Source organism: Dyadobacter sp. BE31, from assembly GCF_031457695.1.
Lineage (GTDB): Bacteria > Bacteroidota > Bacteroidia > Cytophagales > Spirosomataceae > Dyadobacter.
On sequence record NZ_JAVDXA010000002.1, the window covers coordinates 1657205 to 1681696 of the forward strand.

Here is a 24492-nt window from a genome sequence, read left to right on the forward strand (position 1 = left end):
TTTTACCTTATCCGGAATCGCGTATGAGTGTGTTCAAAATCGGCCGGCCGGGCCGGAATGCCATCCTATCCGCCACTTTGGTTGCCGGCACGCTCGACATCTTGGCGGCATTTCTGGTGTATGCCGTCATATTGGAAAAGACCAGTCCGGCGCGCATACTCATGTCCATCGCGAGCGGGGTCTTCGGCAAGGCCGCTTATTCGGGCGGCACACCGATGATCATTACCGGTCTGCTGCTGCATTTCCTGATCGCCCTCATTTTTTCAATTTTTTATTACCTCATTTACCCCGGCCTGTCCTTTCTGCGCCGCCGGAAGCTGGTCAGTGGTATCCTTTATGGCATATTCATCTGGCTGGTGATGAACCTCGGCGTTTTGCAGATCGTGTTCGAGGGCATGCCCCTCCCCGACCCCGGTGCGGCATTGCTCGGCATTGCGATCCTGATCGTAGCCGTGGGTATCCCTATTGCGTACATTGTGCCGGCCTCACGGCGGTGATTAGTCCAATGAAAGAAATCTATCAAGACAAAGTACAGGCATATAAGTTATCGGCAGCAGGCATTTTACCCGAGCTCAACAGCCTGTCCTATACCCGGCTGGCCGTGTTCCTGATGACCGGCATCCTCGTCATGTCGTTTGCTGCTTACGGCTGGGTGATTCCCGTTGTTCTCACCGCCGCTATCGGTGCTACCTGGTTCGCTTTTACATTACGCCGCTACAACCGCCTTACCGCCGACAAAAAGCGTGTCGAGTATTTAATACAAATCAACGAGGCGGAGCTCCTGCGGATGGATAACGCGCTTTCCGCGTTTCCTGCCGGGGAGCAATTCCTGGGCCGCCGCCACGACTACGCGGCCGATTTGGATATTTTCGGGCATCATTCGCTGTTTCAGCTGCTCAACCGGACCACCACCGAATCCGGCTCGCGGCTGCTGGCCAGCTGGCTGTCCGCTCCCGCCGATCCCCAAACGATTGCCGACCGGCAAGCTGCCGTACGCGAGCTGGCGGATAAGCTCGACTGGCGGCAGGAATTCCAGGCCTCCGGTATGCCGTTCCATTCCACCGACAGTGACTACGAACTGCTCCTGAAATGGGTGGACGAGACGCCGCGCTTTTTATCATCCCGAAAGAGCCTGTTAACGGTCAGCCTCTCGCTCGCAGCGATTTCCACCCTCGCATTGGGATGGTTCCTTTATCATTTTCTCTTCCATCTCCGCGACCTTGACGGCATTCATTTACTGCCTCTCATTGGAATGGCGATCATTAACGCAATCTACCTTCGGAAGTTCAGACATGCCGCGGAGGACATCATAATGAGCACCCAGCGGAATATCGGCATTATCGGAACCTACCACTCGCTGATTAAGACCGTTGAGAAACAACGATTTGAAACTAAACAACTAAACGACCTGCAAGCCATATTTGCGCAAACGGGCACGAAAGCCTCGGAGGAAATCGGAGCGTTGAAAAAGATATTGGAAATGTTCCAGCAAAAAGGCACCCGCAATACCATTGGTAAAAATGCCTTTTACGGCATGATCAATAACCTGTGGCTGATCGACGTCCACCTTATCCTGAAAACCGAAGAATGGAAATCCCGAAACGGCGCACATGTCGGCCCGTGGATCACGGCGGTGAGCGAGCTGGAAGCGCTCGCCAGCATGGCCGGGTTCGCCTACTCCAATCCCCGTTACACTTTTCCCGAAATCACAACCGAACCTTATCTGATTGATTTCAAAACAGTTGGACACCCTTTGTTAAAGCAGGAAAACCGGGTAAGCAACGACTTTACCATGTACGCCCGCGGCGCTACGACGATGATCACGGGCTCCAACATGGCCGGCAAAAGTACTTTCCTGCGAACGGTGGGCATTAACCTCGTACTCGCGTTCATGGGCGCGCCTTGCTGCGCGTCGCACGCGCGGGTATCGCCCCTGCGGATATTCACGAGTATGCGCACGCAGGATAACCTCGAAGAATCGGTGTCGTCGTTTTACGCCGAGCTGCAACGGATCGAGCAATTGCTGAAACTCGTGAGCGAGGGCGAGCCCATCTTCTTTCTGCTCGACGAGATGTTCAAGGGTACCAACTCGCAAGACCGCTTCCGTGGAGGCGTGTCGCTGATCCGCCAGTTGGGCGAGCTGAATGCATTTGGGATGATTTCTACCCACGACCTGGATCTGGCCCAACTTACCAAGGACTTGGCGATCGAAAATTTCAGCTTCAACAGCACGATCCGCGACGGACAAATTTCATTCGACTACCGGCTCACACCCGGTATTTGTACCGATTTCAATGCAAGCGAGTTGATGAAGCGCAGCGGGATACGGATATTGTCGGATATCGGTTCGGTCTGAAAACCGTCAGGCGCTTTTCACGGCCTCTTCCAGGTAGGCTTCCAACGTGGTGTCGGCCTGCGCGCGAACCGTTCCTTTACTGTCGGGCATCGACTTGCCGCTGATGACGGCCTCCGTCATTTCGATGAAGTTGCGTACGCCATCTGCCGAAAAACCGATCGAATCCAATGTTTTGTCCCAGTCCTTCCGCGGTATTTGCTGCGCCTTGACTTCCTTGCCCAGCACCTCGCCGAATGCTTTTGCCACATCGGCAGAGCTGTACGAACGCGGCCCGTAGAGCTCGTAAATTGTCATATCATGGTCCCCGTTGGTCAGCACTTCCGCGGCGAAATGGCCCACGTCCGAAGGACATATCATCGGAATTTTGAGATCAATCGGGAAGAACGTGGGCAGCACGCCGTTTTTTTTCGCCGGTTCGAGATAGTTGAGCCAGTTACTGAAATAATACGCCGGCCGGATGAATACCCGCGAAACGCCGATGCCGTCGAATGCGTGTTCGAGCATGTAGGACATCACCAGATTGCCCGTCCCTTCGCGATGCTGCGCGCCCATCGACGACAGCCCCACTACTTTTTTAATACCATCAGCAACCAAAGCGGCGCGGTAGTTGGTCAGGATGTCGTTCGTATCACCGAGGACATTTTTTTCCCGGCCCGTTTCGGGCGTCAATGCAAAAAGCGTCTCGCCGTCGCGCAGGGCTGCTTTTAATGCGGGCAGATTATGCGCGTCGGCTATGGAAGTGTCCACTCCGCGCGATTTCAGCGCTTCGGCCTTCCCTTCGTTTCTTACTACTCCCTTCACCGGTGCTCCCAATTCGAGAAGCCGGTCGACAACTGCCGAACCTACCCGGCCCGAGGCGCCCAAAATGATGTGTGCCATGATTTCAGAGTTTGTGATGAATAAAAAAAGTCGTTTACATCAAAAATCAAACCAGCCGCCATTGCCGCCGCGGTTGCTCGCAGACTTCGCCGGTAAAGTGCATTTGATCCCGTCCGACCAGCGTCTCGTCAAAACAATTTTCCTGCCAAAGTTCTGCTCCATTCTTTTGCAGCAGAACTTTTGTGGTATGTTGTATGGACCGCCGTGATTTTATGCAAACAGCCGCGCTGGCAACCGGCGGCCTCTTACTTTCCTTTTTCGTCCCTTCGAAATCCGCTGCGGCCGCATTGCCCGCATCCGCTTTTTCGCCGAATGCATTGCTCCGGATCGACCCCGACGATACGATCCGCATTGTTCTCAATAAAGTGGAAATGGGCCAGGGCATCTGGACGACACTCGCCATGCTCATCGCCGAGGAACTGGATTGCGACTGGGCGCGTATCCGCGTGGAGCACCGGGTAATCGAAGGCCCACACCTGGATGAAAGCATGTGGGTACTTTCCACCGGCGGCTCGGATACCGTCAAATCCGAGTTCGACTGCTACCGCACCACGGGCGCCATCGCGCGTACGATGCTCGTGCAGGCGGCCGCACAGCGCCTGGGCATTGCGCCGGACCAATGCACAACTGCCGGGGGTTACGTACAGGCAGGAACAACCCGACTAAGTTACGGCTCCCTGGCCGCAGACGCCGCCCGGCTACCGGTTCCGGACGTAAAACTCCGCAGCCCCAACGAATGGAAGCTGATCGGTGGAAACCCTCCGCAGAAGCTGGATGTACCCGATAAGGTGAATGGGAAAGCCCGGTATGGTATCGATATTCAATTCCCCGGCCTGTTAACTGCCGTGCTCGAACGCTGCCCGGTGTTTGGGGGGAAGGTCAAATCTTACGACGCGTCGGCTGCGCTGCGGATTCCGGGCGTACGGAAAGTGGTGCAGGTGCCGGAGGGCATCGCCATTGTAGCCGAGCATTCCTGGGCGGCCATACAGGGACGAAAAGCGCTGCATGTTGAATGGGATACTCAAGGCAGGAGTAACCCCGATACCGCGCAACTATTCGCGCAATACCGTGAGGCCGCCGGCCAGCCGGGTAAGGTGGCACAATCCAAGGGCAATGTTGCCAATGCCTGGCAACAAGCGCGGTCGCTCTATGAGGAGGAGTTTTGTTTTCCATTCCTTGCCCATGCGCCGATGGAAACCCTTAATTGTACGGTAAAACTGTCGGCCGGCAAATGCGAAATATGGACGGCTACCCAATCCAATGCGCTGCACCGGCAGGAAGTGGCGAAGTCTCTGGGTTTCAAAGACGAGCAGGTAACCCTCTACGCGCCTGCCATGGGCGGCAGCTTCGGGCGGCGCGGCTCCTTCGGGAACGACTGGGTGATGGAAGCTGTGCATATTGCCCGGGCGAGCGGCGAGGCTGTCAAACTGATGTGGACGCGGGAGGACGATATCCGCGGCGGCTATTACCGGCCGGTGTATTGGCACAAGGTCAAAGTGGGCACGGATGCGGCCGGATTGCCTGTGGCCTGGCAGCACGACGTCGTCGGCCAATCGCTTTTTGTGAATACGGTCCTTGAAAAAGACATTGCTCCCAACGGCCTCGATTACAGCACGATCGACGGTGTGAACGGCTCGCCCTACATTGCCCGCTGCCCCGACCATTCCGTTAGGCTGCACACTACTGCCAACAATGTGGCGGTACTGGCCTGGCGGTCTGTGGGTAATACGCATACGGCATTCGTGATGGAAACGGTCATCGACGAACTGGCTTTCCTGGCGCGTACCGATGTGGTCGAATACCGTAAAAAGCTGCTGGCCGGCCATCCGAGGCACCTCGCCGCATTAACCACCGCTGCCGAAAAAGCAGGCTGGGATCATACATCGTTCAAAGGGCTCCCCGCGGGCCATTTCCGGGGCGTAGCAGTGCACGAAGCCATGGGCAGCGTGGTGGCGCAGGTAGTCGAAATATCCTATTCCAACCGGTACCTGAAAGTCCACCGCGTGGTATGCGCCATCGCGTGCGGGCTGGCGGTAAACCCGGACGGCGTGAAGGCCCAGATGGAAAGCGGCATTATTTACGGGCTCACTGCTGCATTATTCGGTGAAATCGCAATTGAAAACGGGGCAGTCCGCCAAAGCAATTTCCACGATTACCGCATTCTGCGTATGGACGAGGCGCCGGCTATTGAGGTAGACATTGTTGAAGACGACGGCAAAATGGGCGGAGCCGGCGAGCCCGGTGTAGCGCCCATCGCACCGGCGCTGGCGAATGCATTCTTCGCAGCAACCGGCAAGCGCGTCAGGAAATTGCCTTTGCTTTCCAATATTTGATAAATTTAGGGTATGCAAAAGGCGCTTTCCAAACTGTACCACATTCCTTTCTGGCTCGCTTACCACTACTTGTGGTGGGTGGTCGCGATGGGCAACCCATGGAAGGCTGCACACAGCATCCTTTTCTCGCCTTATGCCGTCAAGTTCGTGTTTTATGTGGTGTTGCAGGCGGTGGCGGTGTATTTCAATTTGTATTACCTCATTCCTAAATACCTCGAAAAGGGGCGGCTCAAATCCTACATTGGCTACCTGGGCATAACCTTGCTGGCTACGGCACTGGCGATTGTTTCGGGCTACTATGTGAGTGCTTGGCTGGCGCATCAGTCGGTGGAGACGCTGTTTGGGAGGGATACCAATTGCTTCTTCTATTTTTTCGGTGAAGCGATGCCCTCTACATTGGCGAGTACCACATTGGCAATGAGCATTAAACTCACCAAAAACTGGGTCCGTACCGAGCGGCGGAAACAGCTGCTGGAAAAAGAGAAACTCGAAACTGAATTGCGTTTTTTGAAATACCAGTTCAACCCGCATTTCCTGTTCAACAGCATTAACTCCATCTTTTTCCTCATCCACAAAAACCCCGACGCCGCCTCGTCATCGCTGGCCAAGTTCTCCGAATTGCTGCGCCACCATCTGTACGAATGCAACGACGAGCTCGTGCCCCTCGATAAGGAAATCGCTTACCTCCGCAACTTTATCGCGCTCGAAAAACTGCGCCAGAATACCGGCGTGACGGTCGTTACCGATATTACGGATGAATTCCCTCCCGGCGCAGGCATTACGCCATTCATTTTAATGACTTTTGTTGAAAATGCTTTCAAACACGTTTCGAAAGACAATGACCGCGATAACCGGATCGAAATTCGCCTGCACGCAGAAACAAGCACGCTTGAATTTGAAGTTTCAAACAGTTCCTCTCCCTTAGCGACAAGGCAAGCCGTGCATTACGGCGGCATAGGACTCAAAAATGTACAGCGTCGCCTCGACCTCATTTACCCAGGCCGTCACGACTTGGCTATCCGGCATCATGACGGCGCATTTCAAGTAAACCTTCACATAGAACTGACTCCGCTGCCAGCGGTACCGATCAGGCAGCCAGCTCTCCAATAGTACTTTATTTTAATTTACTTTCATTAAAAATACTTTCATTTCCTTTCGCAATGTTAATCCAAGCGTAACGTGTCGTTAACGGACTGATAACATTGCCAACCTACTTTTGTGACGGATTTAGCGGTCACACTTCCCCTCTCTATACGTATACGATCAAGCGGCAGTAACTATAACTGCGAACCGAAACACATCCTATTTCCGGGTTACGACGCCGTAGCTTCGGAGGCAGCGCCTATGCAATGCATTTGAACGAAGTACCAATAACCAAACGAACAGAAAAAATGATGAAATTAATTACTGCATGTCTCGGACTATGCGCATTCCTCCTGCTTTGGGGGCCCGAAACGCGGGCACAGGGGAATGAAGCGTCCATTGTCGGGAAGGTCAGCGAAGGACAGGCCGGGCCGGTTATCGGTGCTACGGTTTATGTCAAAAACGAATCGACCGGTTTCAGTACGGGTACGGTTACCGACGCGAACGGCGATTACATTATTAAGCAGTTACCTCTTGGTTCGCCCTATTCCATCACGGTGTCGTTTATCGGTTATGGTGAGCAAAAAAAGACCGGATATTCGCTCAACCAGGGCGACCAGCTGCGCCTGAACTTCTCACTGGAAGCCTCTGCAAATGAGCTCAAAGCGATTGACATTGTCGCCAACTCCCTGAAAAACACAGTAGTAACATTAGGCGCCTCTACGCCCGTTACCGCCCGTGACATTGCGCGGCTACCCGTAAACGGCCGTAACTTTACGTCGCTCATGGACCTGTCGCCATTGACCAACGGCAGCAGCCTCGGCGGTCAGCTGGCCTCGTCGACCAACTACACCATCGACGGGATGACCTCCCGCGGTACCATCGCCGGAGGCGCTACTTCGGGCGCTTACTCGATTTCGATGGAAGCGATCCGGGAGTTCAAGGTGGTTACCAACGAGTACGATGTGACCATGGGCCGCGCGGGTGGCGGTACCATCAGCACTGTGACCAAATCGGGTACCAACCAGCTCTCAGGCAGCGCGTTCACGTATGTGCGTAACGACGCGCTTTCGAGCAAATACGACCTCCGCGGAAACAAAAGAACGCAGGAGTTTTCGACTTACCAGTATGGATTTTCACTCGGTGGGCCCATCATAAAGGACAAGGTGCATTTCTTCGTGGCATGGGACCACCAGGCCGACTCGCGCCCGCTTTATATTGCCAACATCCTCAGCCCTGCCGACGAGGCAGCCAACAAGGTTACCAATGCAACCCTGGAACGTTTCGTAGGCATTGCCCGCGACAAGTACGGCGTTTCAAGCGCCCCTCAATACGGCGCATTTGACAAAGCCAAAGGTACCGACGCGATTTTCGCCCGCGTAGACTGGCAGCTGAACTCCCGAAACCTGCTGACGATCCGCAATAACATGGTGATCGAAAACGACGCGCTTTCGGAAGGCGATAATTCCAATATCAACTTCTACGAGTCTTACATCGACCGTAAGAAATTCGATAACAGCCTCATGGCCTCGCTCCGTACGAGTTTGAATCCGCGTGTGACAAATGAGCTGAAAGTGCAGCATTTCTACGAGGATGTACAGGTGCTTCCAAGCTCCCAGCTTCCTGCCGCAGGTATTCCGCGCGCGATTGTCGAAAACGTTGAATCTGTTGTCGGTACAACCAATTACCTGACCTCCATTCAGATCGGTGGTCAGCGCTTTTCGCCGGAATGGTTCAAAGGAACTGTGGTGCAGGCGGTGGATAATCTGTACTACAATACCGGGAAGATTAACTTCACATTCGGTATCGACATGATGTACAACCTGATGCATTCACGCTATGGAAGCGAAATGAACGGTCGTTTCTATTTCACGGGAATGGATAATTTCAATAACCTGAAACCTTACCGCTACGCCCGCGAAATTTACCTGAATGAAGACCAGAGCAACAAAGTAAAATCGCTGAGCACCGGCTTGTATGCGCAAATGGATACCAAACTGGGTCTCGGCCTGGATATGACTGCCGGTTTGCGCCTGGACAATACCGTGTACCTCAACCGGGCGAATTTCAGCCAGGTGGTGTTTGACGAGCTGGGTATCAAAACCAACAACCGCATTAACACCCTGCAATTGCAGCCGCGCGTACAATTCACCTGGGACGTGAACGAGCAGAGCAAAGATGTGATCCGTTTCGGAGCGGGTGTTTTCGGTTCGGCATTGAACCCTTATTCGATGGTGAACAATATGCTGTTCGACGGTTCCAAAGTGGCTTCGGTGGAAATCCAGGGAGCACTGGTACCAACCCCTGATTTCCCACTGTACCGCCAGGACCCAAGCAAGGCTCCCGGTGCGGAACTTTTCAATATTCCCGGCATCGAGCGCCTGATCACGATCAACACCAACAGCCCGGATGCCAAGGTTCCGGTTGTGTATAAAACCAACTTCTCGTACAACCACTTTTTCAGTGACCGCCTGCGGATCGGTGTGAGCGGATATGCGTCGTGGGCGCGTAACAACTACATGTACATCGACCGCAACATGGTGGATGAGCCGTTCTTCCGCATCGGTGCAGAAGCCAACCGCGGTGTGTACGTTCCTGCCGAAACCATCAATGCCACCAACGGTGCTACCAACTGGCTCAACAGCCGCCGGACCAAGCAGGTCGGCCGGGTGCTGGAACTCGTGAGCGATGGCAAGAAGAACCAGTACGCATTGGTGATCGACGGTACATTCAAGTATTTCCGCGATGGACAGATCACCGCTTCCTACACCTGGAACGATTCGAAAGACAATACTTCCTACAATGGTAACGTGGCCAACACCGCCACCCTCGACCAGATGGTGATCGACGACCCGCGCGACCTGAGCCGCATGAGCTATGCCAACAACCAGTTCCGCAACAAGGTAGTGGTGTACGGTACAGCACCGAGCTTCTGGGGTATTACACTCGGCGTTCGCTACTCGGGCATCGGCGGTACACGTTACTCGCTGGCCGTGAGCGGCAACATGAACGGCGACTTCGTTTCCTCCAATGACCTGCCGTACGTGTACGACTACAATAGCGCCGCAACGCCGGAATACATTCGTACTGCACTCAAATCCATCATGGATAATCCGGATGCCGAGCAGAGTATCAAGACCTACATCCGCGACAACACGGGGAAAATCGCCGAGCGGAACGGCGGCGTAAATGGCTTCTACGGCGTGTTCGACGTTCGTTTGGGCAAGCGTTTCAAAATCTACAAAACGCACGGTATTGAGGCATCCATCGACGTGTTCAACTTCGCCAACCTCCTGAACAAAGATTGGGGCGTGGGTACCAACCTGGGCAAGCAAACCTTTTACACGATCAAGAGCTTCGATAAGACGAAGAAAGAGTTTGTTTACAATGTGAACAAGGGCGCAGGGGTGTCAAGTCTGAACGGCAATCCTTACCAGATCCAGGTAGGACTGCGCTATTCATTCTGATCACCGGCATGCTCACCAAGGAGTAGCATTTAGGTTTGTAAGATAGATAAGAATCAATGGAAAGGGCGTCGCTGGTATGCGGCGTCCTTTTTTGTTTGCAAGAGGCATAATTTTTGATGTAAAGCCATTGGGTCATTACATCAAAAAGAATCCGCAAAAACTATGAAGAGAACGTTGCAAGCAGCCAACATCATCGCGTTGATAGCCACCATGGTGGTGAACTACCTGTCGAATACCGGCATTTTCAACAACAGCACGATGGCCAGCGTTTCGGCCCGGTACCAGAACTTCTTCACGCCCTCGGGCTACGCATTCTCCATCTGGGGCTTGATTTACCTGTTGCTGGCTGCATTTGTCGTGTACCAGGCGCGCGGTATTTCGGGCAGGCGCGAAACTCCCGCAGTAGTGGAAAAGATCGGCTGGCTGTTTGTGATTTCCTGCGTTGCCAACTCGGCATGGGTCATGGCGTGGCTGTACGATTTCACGGGCTTGTCGGTACTGATCATGATCGTACTGCTGGCGTCGCTGTGGCTCATCATCGTTCGCACACGCATGGAAATGGATGTGATACCCATTAAAAAAATAGCATTGACCTGGTGGCCTTTCGCCATTTACCTTGGCTGGATCTCGGTAGCGCTCATCGCCAACATAGCGGCCTGGTTTACCAAAATCGGCTGGAACGGTTTCGGCCTCTCACCCGTAACGTGGACTGTGATCATGATCTGCGTCGCGGGCATCGTATACCTGGGCCTCACGTGGGCACGCAACCTGCGCGAATCGGCGATGGTTGGGGTTTGGGCATTGATAGCCGTTGCAGTGGCCAACTGGGGCACCACGCCGGCGGTCGTCAATACGGCGCTCATTGTTTCCGCAATTATCCTGATCAGCAACGGAATCCACGCCTACCGCAACCGCGGAAAGCATTTCCTGGAAGAAGCGAAAATGGCGCGAAGATGATACCACGGCGCGAAGCTCTTGCTTCGTGCGTACTATTCGCAGGCCTCCGGCCAGTCGATATATCACGATGTTGCATTCCTGACCGGCCAGAGGCCTGCGAATAGGGTGTGCAAAGTCGGAGCTTTGCACCAGCGTTACCGCACCGCAAACGACCGGCACCAATCTATGATTTTTGGGTATAAATCCGCTACCGGTGTATCCGGGTTTTCCTTTTTTATCTTCATCAAAGCCGCATTGAATTCTCTGAATTTCGCGAAGCCCCGCCCTTCGACATTCAGGGCTTCACGCCTGGCAATCAGAAATTTTGCCGTCGATGCATCGAAGGTATCGATCGCGTAAAGCGAAAACAGCGCGTGGGTCATGTACTCATTGAAAATGTACGCGGGCTTTGAATAAAAAGAAGTCTTGGAAACAGGAGCCCAAAAGTCTCTGCTGGCAAAAATACTGTCTATCTCACCTTTGAAACTATCCGTTCTCGGGTTCACGTAATTATGATCTACTTCCGTGAAAATAATGCCTGCCAATACGCCGCGACATTGTTGCTCATTCAGGTCCGGCGCCATATTGTATAAGTTAGGCCCGTTGACAAACAGGACCATCTCGTAGAATGACCTGCCATTCTCATCGGATCCTCCGAACTGCTGCGTGCTGTGCCGGGAATTGATGATGGGTGAAAAAATCAGCCTGGAGGTATCAAATCCACGATGCGAGAATTGCTTACCCAGCCATCGCTGCATTCCTGCCACATCACTCCACTCCGCTTGCTGGGCTATAAGCTGACGATAATACGGTAAATGGCTTTGATAAAAAGCCCTGAAATTCGACTGCCTGGCAAAATCCGCAACGAGTCCGACATTACTGCGGAATGCATTGGAATAGGTTGAATCGTCCGATCCGTAGACAAGAAAATACTGGGTAGGCATCAATTGGTCTCCATTAAACTCGTAACAGATGCTGTTATCCCTGAACTCATAGTAGTTATTTGAATATTCTGCCTCGCGAACATCCAAAGCCTTGAAAACCGGGTGCCCTAAATACGGTTTGAAATACGCCATGACTTCGTCGTGATACTGACCGGAATCTACCATACCGCCCATCTTTTTCGCCGAAGGGGAGAGCATTAGCAAGATATTGGCCAATTCAAAAGTTTCCGGAACCTCAACCAGCGCTCGTCCGCGGTTTTCACGAATATAGGCATATGGAAATGAGGCCGTCACGTTGTTGAAACGCAGCCGCAATTTGTAGTTCTTCCCAGCCAGTTGCAGCGGGAAGAAATGCTTTTCTTCATAAGGAAAGTTATCGTTCCGTATTTGAATGGAGTCATTTTCGAGGTAAACGGTCACAGTCTTGCCTGGCGCTCCATCCGACCCCAGGTCAATGATCTCATATTTTTTGCCGGATAGCATCAACGGCGCCTTCATATGGTTGAACCGCACGCCGACAGAAGTCGCTGCAATTTTCAGCGTATCCTTATGAAAAAATGTTTTGGATTGTGCTGCTACCATTGCCGGCAGCAGGAAGCACGCAAAGCAGATGCATCTGAAAAGCATATCGAAATACATTTAGAGTTTCAAAGCCAAGGCGCGAAGCTCTTGCTTCGTGCCTACCATTCGCAGGCCTCCGGCCGCTCAGGAATGAAACACCGCCATGTATCGACGGGCCGGAGGCCTGCAAATAGCTTATGCGACGCAGGAGCTCTGCACAAGCTCGTCCAATGTAACCAATAATATAATAATTATAAGAATATTTTATCCAAAACATTCCTGCTGCGGCACCGCAGAATCACGCGCAATAGCCATTCGAAGATTTTAATCCCTTTTTAACCTCCTTTTAACATAGAGTTAAGGATGAAGTGCGGTTTTTGTATGCGTATAAGCGACACACACCTACGAAAAGAACAATTTACAAACCCCGCGCCGCACGAACAGCGCCCAAATGCATGCTCATTTTCAAAGACTTGAAATAAAGTTACCGATTAAAGCCGCTCCCATGCGGCTTCAAATTATACAAAAGACTCAATAGCGACCCGTTAAGATGATCAAAGAATTGCTGAAATACCTCCTGCCCCTGTGCATTCTCCTGGTGGACGGATACAGCAATATGTATGCGGGCTCGCAGGAGCGGCAGGCTTGCCTGTCTCCTATTCAGGTTCTTGCCCAATCGGAACATCCCAATTTTGTACAGGCTTTCGACGATAACGACCCCGCGTTCCGCCTCCCGGACGCAGCGCGGAAGTTTGCCGAATTTGTACGGACCATTTCCGAAGAAAAAGAAGAAGATTCCAGCGAGTCGTTCTCCCTTAAAAAATCACCCCGCGCCGGCGGCATTCTTGCAGCCGCATTTGCTTCGCGCCAGCTTTTTCCCTTTTACAGCATCGCCACGGCCCGACCTACTCGATGGTTTGGCTCACTTTATTCCTCCCGCCGATATCTGAGGCTTCGCGTACTCAGGATTTGATCCCGCTCAGCGGCAGGCTACCTATGGCCTGTCGATCCGGTCGTCGTGGCGCCCATCTCCCCCGGTAGCTCACGGCTGCTTTACACTGTGCCGTCAGGCACGCCCATACGAACAGTAACTATCAAAAATTCAAATTAGCTAACTCCAAAAATCATCATGAAAAGAATTCTCATGCTCGTGAGCTTGGGTGCATTGTTGTATCAGACAGGCTGTACATCCAAACACGAAGAAGAAAAAGAAGAAGCGGTTAACTATTCAGTGACAAGCCCCTTACAGAAAGACACCACCATCATCAAAGAGTACGTGAGCCAGATCCGGGCTATCAGCCACATCGAGCTGCGGGCATTGGAAAGAGGTTATTTGCAAAAAATATATGTGGATGAAGGTCAGTTCGTGAAAAAAGGCCAACTGATGTTCCAGATCATGCCGCTGGTGTACCAGGCTGAACAACAAAAAGCGCAAGCCGAAGCCAACTTCGCCGAGATCGAATACAAAAACACCAAGGCGCTCGCCGACAGCAATGTAGTTTCCAAAAACGAACTCGCGTTGGCCAAAGCGAAACTCGATAAAGCGAAAGCGGAACTGGGACTGGCGGCAACCCACCTGGGCTTTACTGAAATCCGCGCGCCGTTCAACGGCATCATGGACCATTTTCAGGTGCGGTTGGGAAGTCTCGTGGATGAAGGCGACCTGCTTACAACCCTCTCCGACAACAGCGAAATGTGGGTGTACTTCAACGTTCCGGAAGCCGAATACCTGAATTACAAATCGGGTGAAGACAACGGTAACCTCCTGAAAGTAAAACTCAAAATGGCCAACGAAAAAATCTTCGATCATACCGGAGCGGTGAAAACCATCGAGGCCGACTTCAATAACGAAACAGGTAACATCGCATTCCGGGCTACGTTCCCGAACCCCAAAGGCTTGCTGCGCCACGGCGAAACGGGTAACGTGCAGATCAGCGTACCATTGAAAGACGCCCTGCTGATCCCGCAGAAAGCTACTTTCGAGGTTTTGGAAAAGAAATACTGCTATGTGATCGACAAGGATGGCAAAGTCCAGTCACGCGAGATCACGATCGCTGCCGAATTGCCGCACATTTTCGCGGTTTCACACGGTCTTCAAAAGGACGACAAAATATTGCTGGAAGGATTGCGCCAGGTACGCGAAAACCAGAAGATCAGCTACAAGTTCCAGAAGCCCGATTCGGTTATCTCTCACCTAAGCCTGTACGCGGAATAATCAGGTCCGAAAGCAAAAGATATGTTTAATCAATTCATACGACGACCTGTATTCGCGATTGTGATATCGGTCATGATAGTCTTTATTGGTATACTGGCTATCAAAAAACTGCCTATCTCGCAGTTCCCGGACATTGCTCCTACCACTGTTAACATCTTTATCGCCTACCCGGGGTCAAGTGCCGACGTACTGGTAAAATCCACGCTCATTACGCTGGAACAGGCGATTAACGGTGTTCAGGATATGCGTTACATCGCTACCGACGCCACCAGTGCCGGTGAAGCCACGCTAAGGATCATCTTCGAACCCGGTACCGACCCTAACGATGCCGTTATCAGGGTAAAAACAAGGGTTGACCAGGTAATGCCGCTTCTCCCGGAACTCGTGCAGCGTGAAGGGGTAATTATCACGCCTATCCAGCCGAGTATGTTGATGTACGTCAACCTGTACTCGAAATCGAAAACCATCGACGAGAAATTCCTCTTCAACTACGCTACCGTAAAAATGATCCCTGAAATCCAGCGGACCAAAGGGGTAGCGCGGGCGCAGATCCTCGGTAGCCGCCGTTACGCGATGCGCGTATGGCTCAACCCCGACCGCATGCGTGCGTACAGCATTTCTGTGGAAGAAGTAATGAAGTCGCTGGCTGAACAGAGTATCATCGGTCGTCCCGGCCGGATCGGACAAAGCTCCGGTATCGCCGCGCAGTCTTTGGAATACGTATTGACTTACAAAGGGCGTTACAGCGAACCGAAAGAATACGAGGATATTATCATTCGTGCCAACAAGGAAGGTGAAAGCATCCATTTGAAGGATATCGCAAAAGTGGAGCTCGGTAGTGAATTCTTCGATATTTACTCCAACCTGGATGGCAAGGCTTCTGCCGCGATCGTTTTGCGCCAGAACTATGGTAGTAATGCGAGCGACGTGATCGAGGAAGTGAAGAAAAAGCTCGACGTGATGAAGGCCTCCTTCCCTCCCGGCATCGACTACAAGATCAGCTATGACGTTTCCCAGTTCCTCGACGCGTCTATCGAGCAGGTAATCGACACGCTCCGCGATGCGTTTATCCTCGTGGCATTGGTAGTATTCCTCTTCCTGGGCGACTGGCGCTCAACCCTGATCCCGATCCTCGCGGTTCCGGTATCATTGGTCGGGGCATTCTTCGTGATACAGGGATTCGGGCTATCGATTAACCTGATCACCCTCTTTGCATTGGTATTGGCGATCGGTATTGTGGTCGATGACGCGATTGTCGTCGTCGAGGCCGTCCACGCCAAGTTTGAGGAGGAACCCGGCATAACGCCTTACAATGCGGTGAAAAAAGTATTGGCCGAAATCAGCGGTGCGATCATCGCGATCACCGCGGTAATGGTTTCGGTATTCGTTCCGATCTCGTTCATGTCGGGCCCTGTGGGTACATTCTACCGCCAGTTCTCCATTACCATGGCCAGCTCCATCGTTATCTCGGCGCTAATCGCCTTGACGCTCACGCCGGTATTGTGCGCGATGCTTTTGAAGAGCCACCACGGCCATCCGAGAAAGAAATCCATCATGGACAAGGGTATCGATGCATTCAACCGCGGTTTTGAAAAACTTACCGGCAGGTATGTAGCATTGCTCAACAGGATCGTAGCCCGCCGTCTGGTGACATTCATCGTTCTGGGTCTGTTCTGTTTCGGTATTTACTGGGCCAACTCCATTGTACCGGCAGGTTTTATCCCTAACGAAGACCAAAGCACGATCTACGCGATCATCCAGACACCTCCGGGATCTACCCTGGAAAAAACCAACGAAGTATCGCGTCGCCTGCAAAAGATATGCGAGGAAGTGGAAGGTATCGAATCGGTATCATCGCTGGCCGGTTACGAGATCATGACGGAAGGCCGCGGTTCCAATGCGGGTACCTGTTTGATCAACCTTAAACCATGGCACGAGCGCGAGCAGAATGTGAAAGAAATCATGGAAGAGCTCGAACATGCTTCCAAAGGCCTCGGCGCGACGGTCGAATTCTTCGAACCACCAGCGATTCCAGGTTTCGGTACGTCCGGCGGTTTCTCGATGCGTCTTTTGGATAAAAACACCGATACCGATTACCAGGAGTTTGACAAAATCAACAAGGAATTCCTTGAAAACCTTGGCAAACGCAAAGAGCTGACCGGTTTGTTCACCTTCTTCGCTGCAAACTATCCGCAGTACGAACTGGAAATCGACAACAAACTGGCCATGCAGAAAGGCGTATCGATCGGAAAAGCGATGGATAACCTCAACATCATGATCGGTAGTACTTACGAACAGGGTTTTATCAAGTTCAACCAGTTCTTTAAAGTATATGTACAATCCGATCCGCAGTTCCGTAGGCTCCCAACCGACCTTTTGAAACTGTTTGTGAAAAACGAGGCGGGTGAAATGGTGCCTTACTCCTCGTTCATGAAGCTGAAAAAAGGCCAGGGACCTAACGAGATCACGCGTTTTAACCTCTATAACTCGGCGGCGATCCAGGGACTTCCTGCGAAAGGCTATACCACGGCGGAAGCCATCGCGGCGATCCGTGAAGTAGCGGCCAAAACGCTTCCGAAAGGTTACGATATCGCATTCGAAGGTCTTTCTTATGACGAATCGATCCGCGGAAACGAATCGGTGGTGGTATTCGCGATCGTATTGGCATTCGTGTACCTGGTACTTGCGGCTCAGTACGAAAGCTTCATCATTCCGCTCGCGGTTGTATTATCGCTGCCTGTCGGGGTGTTCGGATCTTTCCTTATGCTGAAACTGATGGGCCTTGAAAACAACATCTATGCGCAGATCGGTCTGATCATGCTTGTCGGGCTCTTGGGTAAGAACGCCGTATTGATCGTGGAATTCGCGGTGCAGAAGCGCGCCGAGGGAGCCACTATCCTTGCAGCGGCGATTGAAGGCGCCAGAGTACGTTTCCGTCCGATCCTGATGACCTCGTTCGCATTCGTGGCGGGTCTGATCCCGCTGATCATGGCCACCGGCGCCGGTGCGATCGGTAACCGTACCATCGGTTCATCCGCCATGGGTGGCATGTTGTTCGGTACGGTCTTCGGGGTCATCATCATCCCGGGCTTGTACTACATATTCGCCAAACTGGCTGATGGCAGAAAACTGATCCGCGACGAAGAAGACAGCTCACTGTCCGAAGGATTCGTACACGCCATTGACGCTTTCCCAACATCAGAAGATAAAGACGAACATGCGAAATAAGAGAATATTGAATTGGGCCGGCATCGCGTTCATCGGGCTGGCCTACCAGGCCTGTAACATCCCGACGCTGCCTCAGAAAACGGAAAACCGCGCGGTACCTGTGAGCTTCAACGGCTCACAGGATTCCACCAACACCGGCAAGGTGAGCTGGAAAACGTTTTTCACAGATCCCAACCTGAATGCGCTGATCGACACCGCATTCAAGAACAACCAGGAACTGAACATTACGATGCAGGAAATCGCGATCTCGCAAAACGAGATCCAGGCGCGCAAGGGGGAATACCTCCCCTTCGTAGGCCTGCGCGGCGGTGCCGGCGTGGAAAAGGCGGCGCGCTACACCAACATCGGTGCCAGCGAAGCCACTACCGACATCAAACCGGGCAAAGAGACGCCCGATCCGCTGCCCGACGTAAACATCGCGGCAGTGGCACGTTGGGAAGTCGATATCTGGCACAAGCTGCGCAATGCGAAAAAAGCAGCTGCAACACGGTACCTGTCGTCGATCGAAGGCAAGAACTTCATGATGACCAACCTCGCAGCCGAAATCGCCAACTCCTATTACGAACTGCTCGCATTGGATACGCAGCTGGCCATCATCCGTCAGAATATCGACATCCAGAACAATGCGTTGAAAATCGTAAGAATGGAGAAAGAAGCCACCCGCGTGACCGAGCTCGCCGTACGCCGGTTCGAAGCGCAGGTGCTGAAAACGCAAAACCTGCAATACGGTATCCAGCAGCAGATCATCGAAACCGAAAACCGGATTAACTTCCTCGTTGGACGTTATCCGCAGCCGGTACAGCGTAGCAGCCAGGGTTTCGAAAACCTCGTTCCAAACGTGGTGAAGTCCGGTATCCCTTCGCAATTGCTTTCAAACCGCCCGGATATCAAGCAGGCGGAGCTCGACCTGGAAGCGGCGAAAATCGATGTAACTGTGGCGAGAGCAAACTTCTATCCTTCGCTGGGATTGTCGGCCAGCCTGGGTTTCCAGGCATTCAGCCCGATTTACCTCGCCCGCGTACCCGAGTCGATCATGGGATCGCTCATCGGCGACCTGGCGGGTCCGGTGATCAACCGTTACGCGATCCGCGCGGGTTATGCCAATGCGAATGCGCGCCAGATCCAGGCCATTTACAACTATGAGCGTACCGTTCTGAATGCGTACATCGAAGTGGTGAACCAGCTTTCGAACATTAACAACCTCGAAAAAAGCTTCGACCTGAAAACGAAAGAAGTGGAAGCACTCAACCAGTCGACCACCATTTCAAACCGGTTGTTCGCCTCGGCCCGCGCCGATTATATGGAAGTGTTGCTCACCCAACGCGACGCGCTGGAATCAAAATTTGAACTGATCGAAACCAAAATGAAGCAGATGAATGCCATGGTGAATATCTACCGGGCACTCGGAGGTGGATGGAATTGACCGATTAACTTAGGATGTGGTTTTTTGATAAAGATTCTCCCGGCTGGGGGAATCTTTATTTTTTGCAGGTAATTCCATCACAAAATCAGCTTATTACGAGGATTCGAGTGAAGTAACCGCTTGTACCAACCTAATCCTTTTTTCTATGAGCCTGAAAAATTTCCTCACCTTTGCCCTGCTGACCATTACCTACCTGCAACTGCAAGCGAAAGACTACCGGACCTCGCTTTTCGGCATCCATTCCGACGGCATTACCCTCAATACCCGCTCCATTCAATACGCGATCGACTTCATTTCCCAAAACGGCGGCGGGAGGCTGGTGTTCAATGTGGGCCGTTACCTTACCGGCTCCATTCACCTGAAATCCAATGTAACCCTGCACCTGGAAGAAGGCGCCGTACTCCTGGGCTCGCTGAATCCCTGGGATTATGACAAAAAAGTGTGGACCGCCATCGTTTTCGCGCATGACCAGCAGAATATCGGCATTACCGGCCAGGGCGTAATCGACGGCCGGGGCCGCTACATTGCCCGGAATATTGTAGACATGATCCATAAGGGGCTTATCAAGGACCTTTTCCGCCAGGACCGCCCCGAAGCCGAAACGCGCCCTGTGCTCGCGTACATACGCAACTGCGAGAATGTGAATGTCAAAGGCGTGACGATGCAGAACTCATCCAGCTGGGTGCAGATTTACGACCAATGCAAAAACGTGGCCATCGACAGCATTACCGTCGACAGTAAAGCCTACTGGAACAACGACGGCGTCGATATCGTAGACTGCGACGGCGTAAGCATTACCAACTCCTTTATTGATTCCGACGACGACGGCATTTGCCTCAAATCACACGATGCTTCCAAAGTTTGTAAAAACATACTGGTCAGGAACTGCACCATCCGGTCGAGCGCCAATGGGATCAAGTTCGGTACGGCTTCGTACGGCGGTTTTAGTAATGTAAAAATCTATAATGTAAAAATCTTCGATACCTACCGTTCGGCCGTCACCCTGCAAGCTGTGGATGGGGGTTTTGTGGAAAATGTGATTGTGGACAGTTTGAGGGCATACAATACCGGGAATGCGATCTTTTTAAGGATTGGAGAAAGGATGAAAGGGAGGAAGGGGAGGATGGAAAATATAAGCATATCTAATATGTACGTGGAAGTGCCCGCTACGAAACCAGATGCTGGCTACGAATATGAGGGGCCTATTGAAGACATGCCGCGCAACATTTCACCGTCGGGCATTGTAGGCATGCCGGATGCGATCATAACCAACGTCACCTTGAAAAACATTGAAATCAAAATGCCGGGTGGCGGCAACCCGATGTTCGCCAAAATCGGGCTGGATGAACTGGATAAGGTACCGGAGAAGCCGACCTTCTATCCCGAATTCTCGATGTTCGACGAACTTCCCGCGTGGGGCCTGTACATGCGTCACGCGAAGGATGTCAGGATCAGCAACCTCACATTATCCTGCGAAAAGAAAGATTACCGTACCGCCATCGTTACCGACGATGTCCACGAGGCGACATTTGAAGGCATAAAAGTGACGCAGCCGGGCGTCGCCACGCCGAACGTTGCTAAAAATCACATTCACACCCATAAATCGACCGGAGTTATCATCAGGAAATGAGACGTGTTCGTCGGAATATAGCTTTGAAAATATTGTCCGCGATTGTGATCCTCGCAGCGAGCGCGGCGGTCTATACCATGCACATCATGCGCTGGCTGCCTTGGCAAAAGCCGGTTTTTGAACGCGCTATTCCCGCAAATTGCGTCGCCACTACCGACAAAGCCATTTTGGTTTTTTCCAAAACAAACGGCTACCGGCATGCATCCATTGAAGCGGGTGTGAAGGTTATTAAAAAAGCAGGTCAAAAGCGGGGATGGGAAGTAGTAGCGACGGAGAACGGCGCCTATTTCCATGAAATTTGCCTGAAATCCTACCGGGCGGTGGTCTTCCTCTCTCCCACCGGCGATTTCCTGACGGATGAGCAGCAACGCGCATTTGAACAATATATTGAAAACGGCGGCGGTTATGTGGGCATCCATTCCGCCGCCGATTGCGAATACAAATGGGATTGGTACGGCACGCTGCTCGGTACACGTTTCCGCAGCCACACATTTTTGCCCTACCCTGTCCCCGAGGCCGAAATCGTAACCGAACCCGGCTCGCATCCCGCTATCGACGGCCTGCCTGTCCGCTGGTCGAAGAAGGATGAATGGTACAATTTCCAGGAAAATGTGCGCGGGAAGCCTGGTTTTCAAGTGCTATTGGCCGTCGATGAAAGCACCTACCCTGCCTTCTGGCCCAAAGCTATGCATGGCGATCATCCTATCGCCTGGTCGCGGTCAGTCGGCAAAGGAAGGATGTTTTACACGGCTATCGGGCATAATGCGGCTACTTATAGCGATACGACAGCTATGAATCATATCATGGGTGGGATCGCCTGGGCGGCCAGGTTATGAATGCGTTCGCAATATCAAGCAATTGTTACCATAATATTAACCAAACTATTGACTAAGAGCCTTTTTGGGGCACAAAATTATACCCTGCATTAACATTTTATTAAGTCTCTCCAAGCGGCACCCCGACATTTTGACGCGTGATTATTTTTAGTTTTCAAAACTACTCACAAATCAAAATGCAAAAGAAATCTCTACTGGCGCTGCTGCTTGCCGCAGCTCTCATGAATGGTTGCACCGACCATGCCCCTCAAAACCCGGTACAGGAAGATCCATCGGCTTTCAAAGAGGTGGCAGGCGTGGACCTGGGGAATGTGGCAGCCGCCGAAATCTCCGCCTATGACCCCATTTCCAAAAGACTTTTCACGGTGAACAACGAAAAGGCCGCCATCGTGGACGTACTCGATCTTTCGGCATTCCCGGCGATTACCAAGCTGCAACCCATCGACGTTTCGGCGCTGGGCGGTGTGGCCAACAGTGTAGCGGTTTCGAACGGCAAGCTGGCGATCGCGCTCGAAGCGGCCAACAAGCAGGCGAATGGCAGCGTGATTGTACTCAATACCAACACATTGCAAATGATCAAACAAATCACCGTAGGCGCATTGCCTGATATGGTGACGTTCAGCCCGGACGGCCGGTTTATCGTAACTGCCAACGAAGGCGAGCCTAATGCCGATTACAGCGTGGATCCCGAGGGTTCGGTTTCCATTATCGACGTTACGAACGATTACAGTGTTAAAACCCTCACTTTTGAAGGATTCGAGAATGATTACAATGCATTGGCAGCGAAGGGTTTCCGCAAGTTCGGGCCTAAGGCTACGCTTGCCCAGGATATCGAACCCGAATACGTAGCGATTTCCGACAACTCCCAAAAGGCATTTGTGACCTTACAGGAAAACAACGGCGTGGCCGTAATAGACCTGATCAGCGGCAAGATCCTCGCCCTGCATGCGCTGGGAACCAAGGATATCAGCTACATCCTCAACGCCCTCGACCCGAGTGATAACGATCAGAAAGCGGAGCTGAGAAACTGGCCGATCAAATCATTCTACCTGCCTGACGCGATCTCCTATTTCAGCGTGAACGGTACTCCGTACGTAATCACCGCCGACGAAGGCGACGCCCGGGAATACAGTACGTTCGACGAGCAGAAACGCGTAAGCTCGCTCAAACTGAACCCGGTATACTTTCCGAATGGCGACGAATTGAAAAAGGCTTCAAACCTCGGCCGCCTGCGCGTAACCAGCACGCGGGGCGATTTTGAAAACGACGGCACTTACGAAGAAGTTTACAGCTTCGGCGGGCGCGGTTTCAGCATTTTCCATGCCGCGGACATGAAGCGCGTGTACGAATCGGGTAACTCGCTCGAACAGGAGGTGATCAAAGCCGGCATTTACGACGATACCCGCTCGGACGACAAAGGCGTTGAACCCGAAGGTGTTACTGTGGGATGGATGAATGGCAAACAGGTGGCATTCATCGCCATGGAACGTGTTGACGCCGTGGGCGTTTACGATCTGAGCAATCCGGGCGCACCGCAATTCCTGCAAATTATCAAAACAGGCGACGCTCCCGAGGGGGTACTGTTCATTCCTTCGGACAAGAGCCCGAACGGCAAAAGCCTGCTCGTGACAAGCAATGAGGAAGATGGTACAGTGAAATTCTTCCAGCCGTAACAGGCCGGTATCGATTGAATGGGGCCGTCCGGGAATCCGGACGGCCTTTTTGGGTTTAATGCCCGTCAGCCGCTGGCAATGCTTCGGAACGCTCCCCTATTACCAATGCCGCACCGGTAACAGCCGTGGCAGTGACAATAATATCAAACAAAACACTGACAGTAACCGCGATGGGCTCCGAAACACCCAGCAATACCGAGCCGCGCAAATACACCAGTTCCCGCACACCTATTCCGCCGAAGCTCAGCGGGAACACCGTTGCGATGGAGGAAAGCAGGAAAAGTAATGCGTAATCGGCCCAATGGCTGGTCTCGCCCATGGAATAAAGCAGGAAACCAGTGCAGATGATTTGAAAAACCTGGGTTCCGAATGAAAGCAGCAGTGTGCGGCCCAGCACCGGAATAATACCCGGCAGCCATTTTTTGGCGCTCCACCAGAGCACTCCTGCCCCCGGCAATGCCAATGCAGGTATAGCGGCAATAAATGGATTGCCATAAAAACTGACCATCCCGATCAGGCCGGCCAGCAACCCGAGCATCACAAAACCGATAATGCGGTCCCAGAGCAGAATGCGGGTAATCAGCATCGTGCCATGTGCCGGAAACTGCTGTTTCAAACGGAGCAGCTTACAGGCATCGCCCCCCAGCCCACCGGGCAGGAACATCCCGTAAAACATGCTGATCCAATGCAAATGCAGCCCGCCGTAATGCGACAGCCCTATTTCGTGCGCTTGAAGGATAGTAGTGAGCCGCACCGCCGCAGTAATGCGGGAAGCCAGGTAAGGCACAAACGCCAATGCCAGCAGCCATTTGTCGGCCTTGTCAATGGCCTGCGATACGCTTTCCAGATCGATACGGCTAAAAACCCACCAAAGGAGTGCCACCGTGATCGACAGTTTCAGCAGCCATTTCAGGTACTTCATCATGCG

17 protein-coding genes are annotated in these 24492 nt (G+C 52.5%); 14 read left to right on the forward strand and 3 right to left on the reverse strand.

Features of this window, described 5'->3' with window-relative positions:
• The first annotated feature begins 23 nt into the window (after positions 1–23).
• Positions 24–497: a DUF1440 domain-containing protein gene (locus J2Y43_RS15495; RefSeq protein ID WP_309984183.1), complete on the forward strand. Its 474-nt coding sequence runs from the start codon at positions 24–26 to the stop codon at positions 495–497.
• A gap of 8 nt (positions 498–505) precedes the next feature.
• Positions 506–2356, forward strand: coding sequence for a MutS-related protein (locus J2Y43_RS15500; protein ID WP_309984186.1), 1851 nt, complete (start codon positions 506–508; stop codon positions 2354–2356).
• 6 nt (positions 2357–2362) lie between these two features.
• Here J2Y43_RS15500 and J2Y43_RS15505 read toward each other — a convergent pair whose 3' ends face one another.
• A complete protein-coding gene (locus J2Y43_RS15505) occupies positions 2363–3235 on the reverse strand; it encodes an NmrA family NAD(P)-binding protein (RefSeq protein WP_309984188.1) in 873 nt (290 codons plus the stop codon).
• On the opposite strand from J2Y43_RS15505, the gene J2Y43_RS15510 reads away from it, so the two are divergent.
• The 5 genes from J2Y43_RS15510 (at position 3234) to J2Y43_RS15530 (ending at position 11075) form a co-directional block, all read left to right on the forward strand.
• Positions 3234–3443, forward strand: coding sequence for a hypothetical protein (locus J2Y43_RS15510; protein ID WP_309984190.1), 210 nt, complete (start codon positions 3234–3236; stop codon positions 3441–3443). The genes J2Y43_RS15505 and J2Y43_RS15510 overlap by 2 nt on opposite strands.
• Before the next feature lie 4 nt (positions 3444–3447).
• Entirely contained in the window at positions 3448–5568 is a 2121-nt protein-coding gene (locus J2Y43_RS15515) for a xanthine dehydrogenase family protein molybdopterin-binding subunit (protein WP_309984192.1), read from the forward strand.
• A gap of 12 nt (positions 5569–5580) precedes the next feature.
• Positions 5581–6678 carry a histidine kinase gene (locus tag J2Y43_RS15520; protein ID WP_309984194.1) on the forward strand — a complete coding sequence of 366 codons (1098 nt, stop codon included), beginning with the start codon at positions 5581–5583 and terminating at the stop codon, positions 6676–6678.
• A 281-nt stretch (positions 6679–6959) separates the two neighbouring features.
• Entirely contained in the window at positions 6960–10118 is a 3159-nt protein-coding gene (locus J2Y43_RS15525; protein WP_309984197.1) for a carboxypeptidase regulatory-like domain-containing protein, read from the forward strand.
• Between the two features lie 162 nt (positions 10119–10280).
• Positions 10281–11075, forward strand: coding sequence for a TspO/MBR family protein (locus J2Y43_RS15530; RefSeq protein WP_309984199.1), 795 nt, complete (start codon positions 10281–10283; stop codon positions 11073–11075).
• A gap of 134 nt (positions 11076–11209) precedes the next feature.
• Here J2Y43_RS15530 and J2Y43_RS15535 read toward each other — a convergent pair whose 3' ends face one another.
• Positions 11210–12625 carry a DUF4932 domain-containing protein gene (locus J2Y43_RS15535; RefSeq protein ID WP_309984202.1) on the reverse strand — a complete coding sequence of 472 codons (1416 nt, stop codon included), beginning with the start codon at positions 12623–12625 and terminating at the stop codon, positions 11210–11212.
• A 484-nt stretch (positions 12626–13109) separates the two neighbouring features.
• On the opposite strand from J2Y43_RS15535, the gene J2Y43_RS15540 reads away from it, so the two are divergent.
• From J2Y43_RS15540 to J2Y43_RS15570, 7 genes are all read left to right on the forward strand, one after another.
• Positions 13110–13532: a hypothetical protein gene (locus tag J2Y43_RS15540; protein ID WP_309984205.1), complete on the forward strand. Its 423-nt coding sequence runs from the start codon at positions 13110–13112 to the stop codon at positions 13530–13532.
• A 156-nt stretch (positions 13533–13688) separates the two neighbouring features.
• Positions 13689–14774: an efflux RND transporter periplasmic adaptor subunit gene (locus tag J2Y43_RS15545; protein ID WP_309984207.1), complete on the forward strand. Its 1086-nt coding sequence runs from the start codon at positions 13689–13691 to the stop codon at positions 14772–14774.
• A gap of 21 nt (positions 14775–14795) precedes the next feature.
• Complete coding sequence (locus tag J2Y43_RS15550; protein WP_309984209.1) at positions 14796–18002, forward strand: efflux RND transporter permease subunit; 3207 nt, start codon at positions 14796–14798, stop codon at positions 18000–18002.
• On the forward strand, positions 17992–19425 hold the full coding sequence (locus J2Y43_RS15555; RefSeq protein WP_309984211.1) for an efflux transporter outer membrane subunit: 1434 nt from the start codon (positions 17992–17994) through the stop codon (positions 19423–19425). The genes J2Y43_RS15550 and J2Y43_RS15555 overlap by 11 nt, the downstream gene beginning before the upstream one ends.
• A 145-nt stretch (positions 19426–19570) precedes the next feature.
• On the forward strand, positions 19571–21055 hold the full coding sequence (locus J2Y43_RS15560; RefSeq protein WP_309984214.1) for a glycosyl hydrolase family 28 protein: 1485 nt from the start codon (positions 19571–19573) through the stop codon (positions 21053–21055).
• Positions 21052–21891: a ThuA domain-containing protein gene (locus tag J2Y43_RS15565; protein ID WP_309984217.1), complete on the forward strand. Its 840-nt coding sequence runs from the start codon at positions 21052–21054 to the stop codon at positions 21889–21891. Before J2Y43_RS15560 ends, J2Y43_RS15565 begins: the two co-directional genes overlap by 4 nt.
• 176 nt (positions 21892–22067) lie before the next feature.
• Complete coding sequence (locus J2Y43_RS15570; protein WP_309984219.1) at positions 22068–23564, forward strand: choice-of-anchor I family protein; 1497 nt, start codon at positions 22068–22070, stop codon at positions 23562–23564.
• 55 nt (positions 23565–23619) lie between these two features.
• Here the strand turns inward: J2Y43_RS15570 and J2Y43_RS15575 are convergent, their stop codons facing one another.
• Entirely contained in the window at positions 23620–24489 is an 870-nt protein-coding gene (locus J2Y43_RS15575) for a lysylphosphatidylglycerol synthase transmembrane domain-containing protein (protein ID WP_309984221.1), read from the reverse strand.
• Between the last annotated feature and the right edge of the window lie 3 nt (positions 24490–24492).

Bases quoted from the DNA above. Each gene is read 5' to 3' on its own strand.
- J2Y43_RS15570 (WP_309984219.1), top strand. From the start codon at position 22,068: ATGCAAAAGAAATCTCTACTGGCGCTGCTGCTTGCCGCAGCTCTCATG.
- J2Y43_RS15540 (WP_309984205.1), top strand. From the start codon at position 13,110: ATGATCAAAGAATTGCTGAAATACCTCCTGCCCCTGTGCATTCTCCTG.
- J2Y43_RS15530 (WP_309984199.1), top strand. From the start codon at position 10,281: ATGAAGAGAACGTTGCAAGCAGCCAACATCATCGCGTTGATAGCCACC.
- J2Y43_RS15520 (WP_309984194.1), top strand. From the start codon at position 5,581: ATGCAAAAGGCGCTTTCCAAACTGTACCACATTCCTTTCTGGCTCGCT.
- J2Y43_RS15505 (WP_309984188.1), bottom strand. From the start codon at position 3,235: ATGGCACACATCATTTTGGGCGCCTCGGGCCGGGTAGGTTCGGCAGTT.
- J2Y43_RS15560 (WP_309984214.1), top strand. From the start codon at position 19,571: ATGAGCCTGAAAAATTTCCTCACCTTTGCCCTGCTGACCATTACCTAC.
- J2Y43_RS15545 (WP_309984207.1), top strand. From the start codon at position 13,689: ATGAAAAGAATTCTCATGCTCGTGAGCTTGGGTGCATTGTTGTATCAG.
- J2Y43_RS15555 (WP_309984211.1), top strand. From the start codon at position 17,992: ATGCGAAATAAGAGAATATTGAATTGGGCCGGCATCGCGTTCATCGGG.
- J2Y43_RS15510 (WP_309984190.1), top strand. From the start codon at position 3,234: ATGATTTCAGAGTTTGTGATGAATAAAAAAAGTCGTTTACATCAAAAA.
- J2Y43_RS15550 (WP_309984209.1), top strand. From the start codon at position 14,796: ATGTTTAATCAATTCATACGACGACCTGTATTCGCGATTGTGATATCG.
- J2Y43_RS15495 (WP_309984183.1), top strand. From the start codon at position 24: ATGAGTGTGTTCAAAATCGGCCGGCCGGGCCGGAATGCCATCCTATCC.
- J2Y43_RS15515 (WP_309984192.1), top strand. From the start codon at position 3,448: ATGCAAACAGCCGCGCTGGCAACCGGCGGCCTCTTACTTTCCTTTTTC.
- J2Y43_RS15525 (WP_309984197.1), top strand. From the start codon at position 6,960: ATGATGAAATTAATTACTGCATGTCTCGGACTATGCGCATTCCTCCTG.
- J2Y43_RS15535 (WP_309984202.1), bottom strand. From the start codon at position 12,625: ATGCTTTTCAGATGCATCTGCTTTGCGTGCTTCCTGCTGCCGGCAATG.
- J2Y43_RS15565 (WP_309984217.1), top strand. From the start codon at position 21,052: ATGAGACGTGTTCGTCGGAATATAGCTTTGAAAATATTGTCCGCGATT.
- J2Y43_RS15575 (WP_309984221.1), bottom strand. From the start codon at position 24,489: ATGATGAAGTACCTGAAATGGCTGCTGAAACTGTCGATCACGGTGGCA.
- J2Y43_RS15500 (WP_309984186.1), top strand. From the start codon at position 506: ATGAAAGAAATCTATCAAGACAAAGTACAGGCATATAAGTTATCGGCA.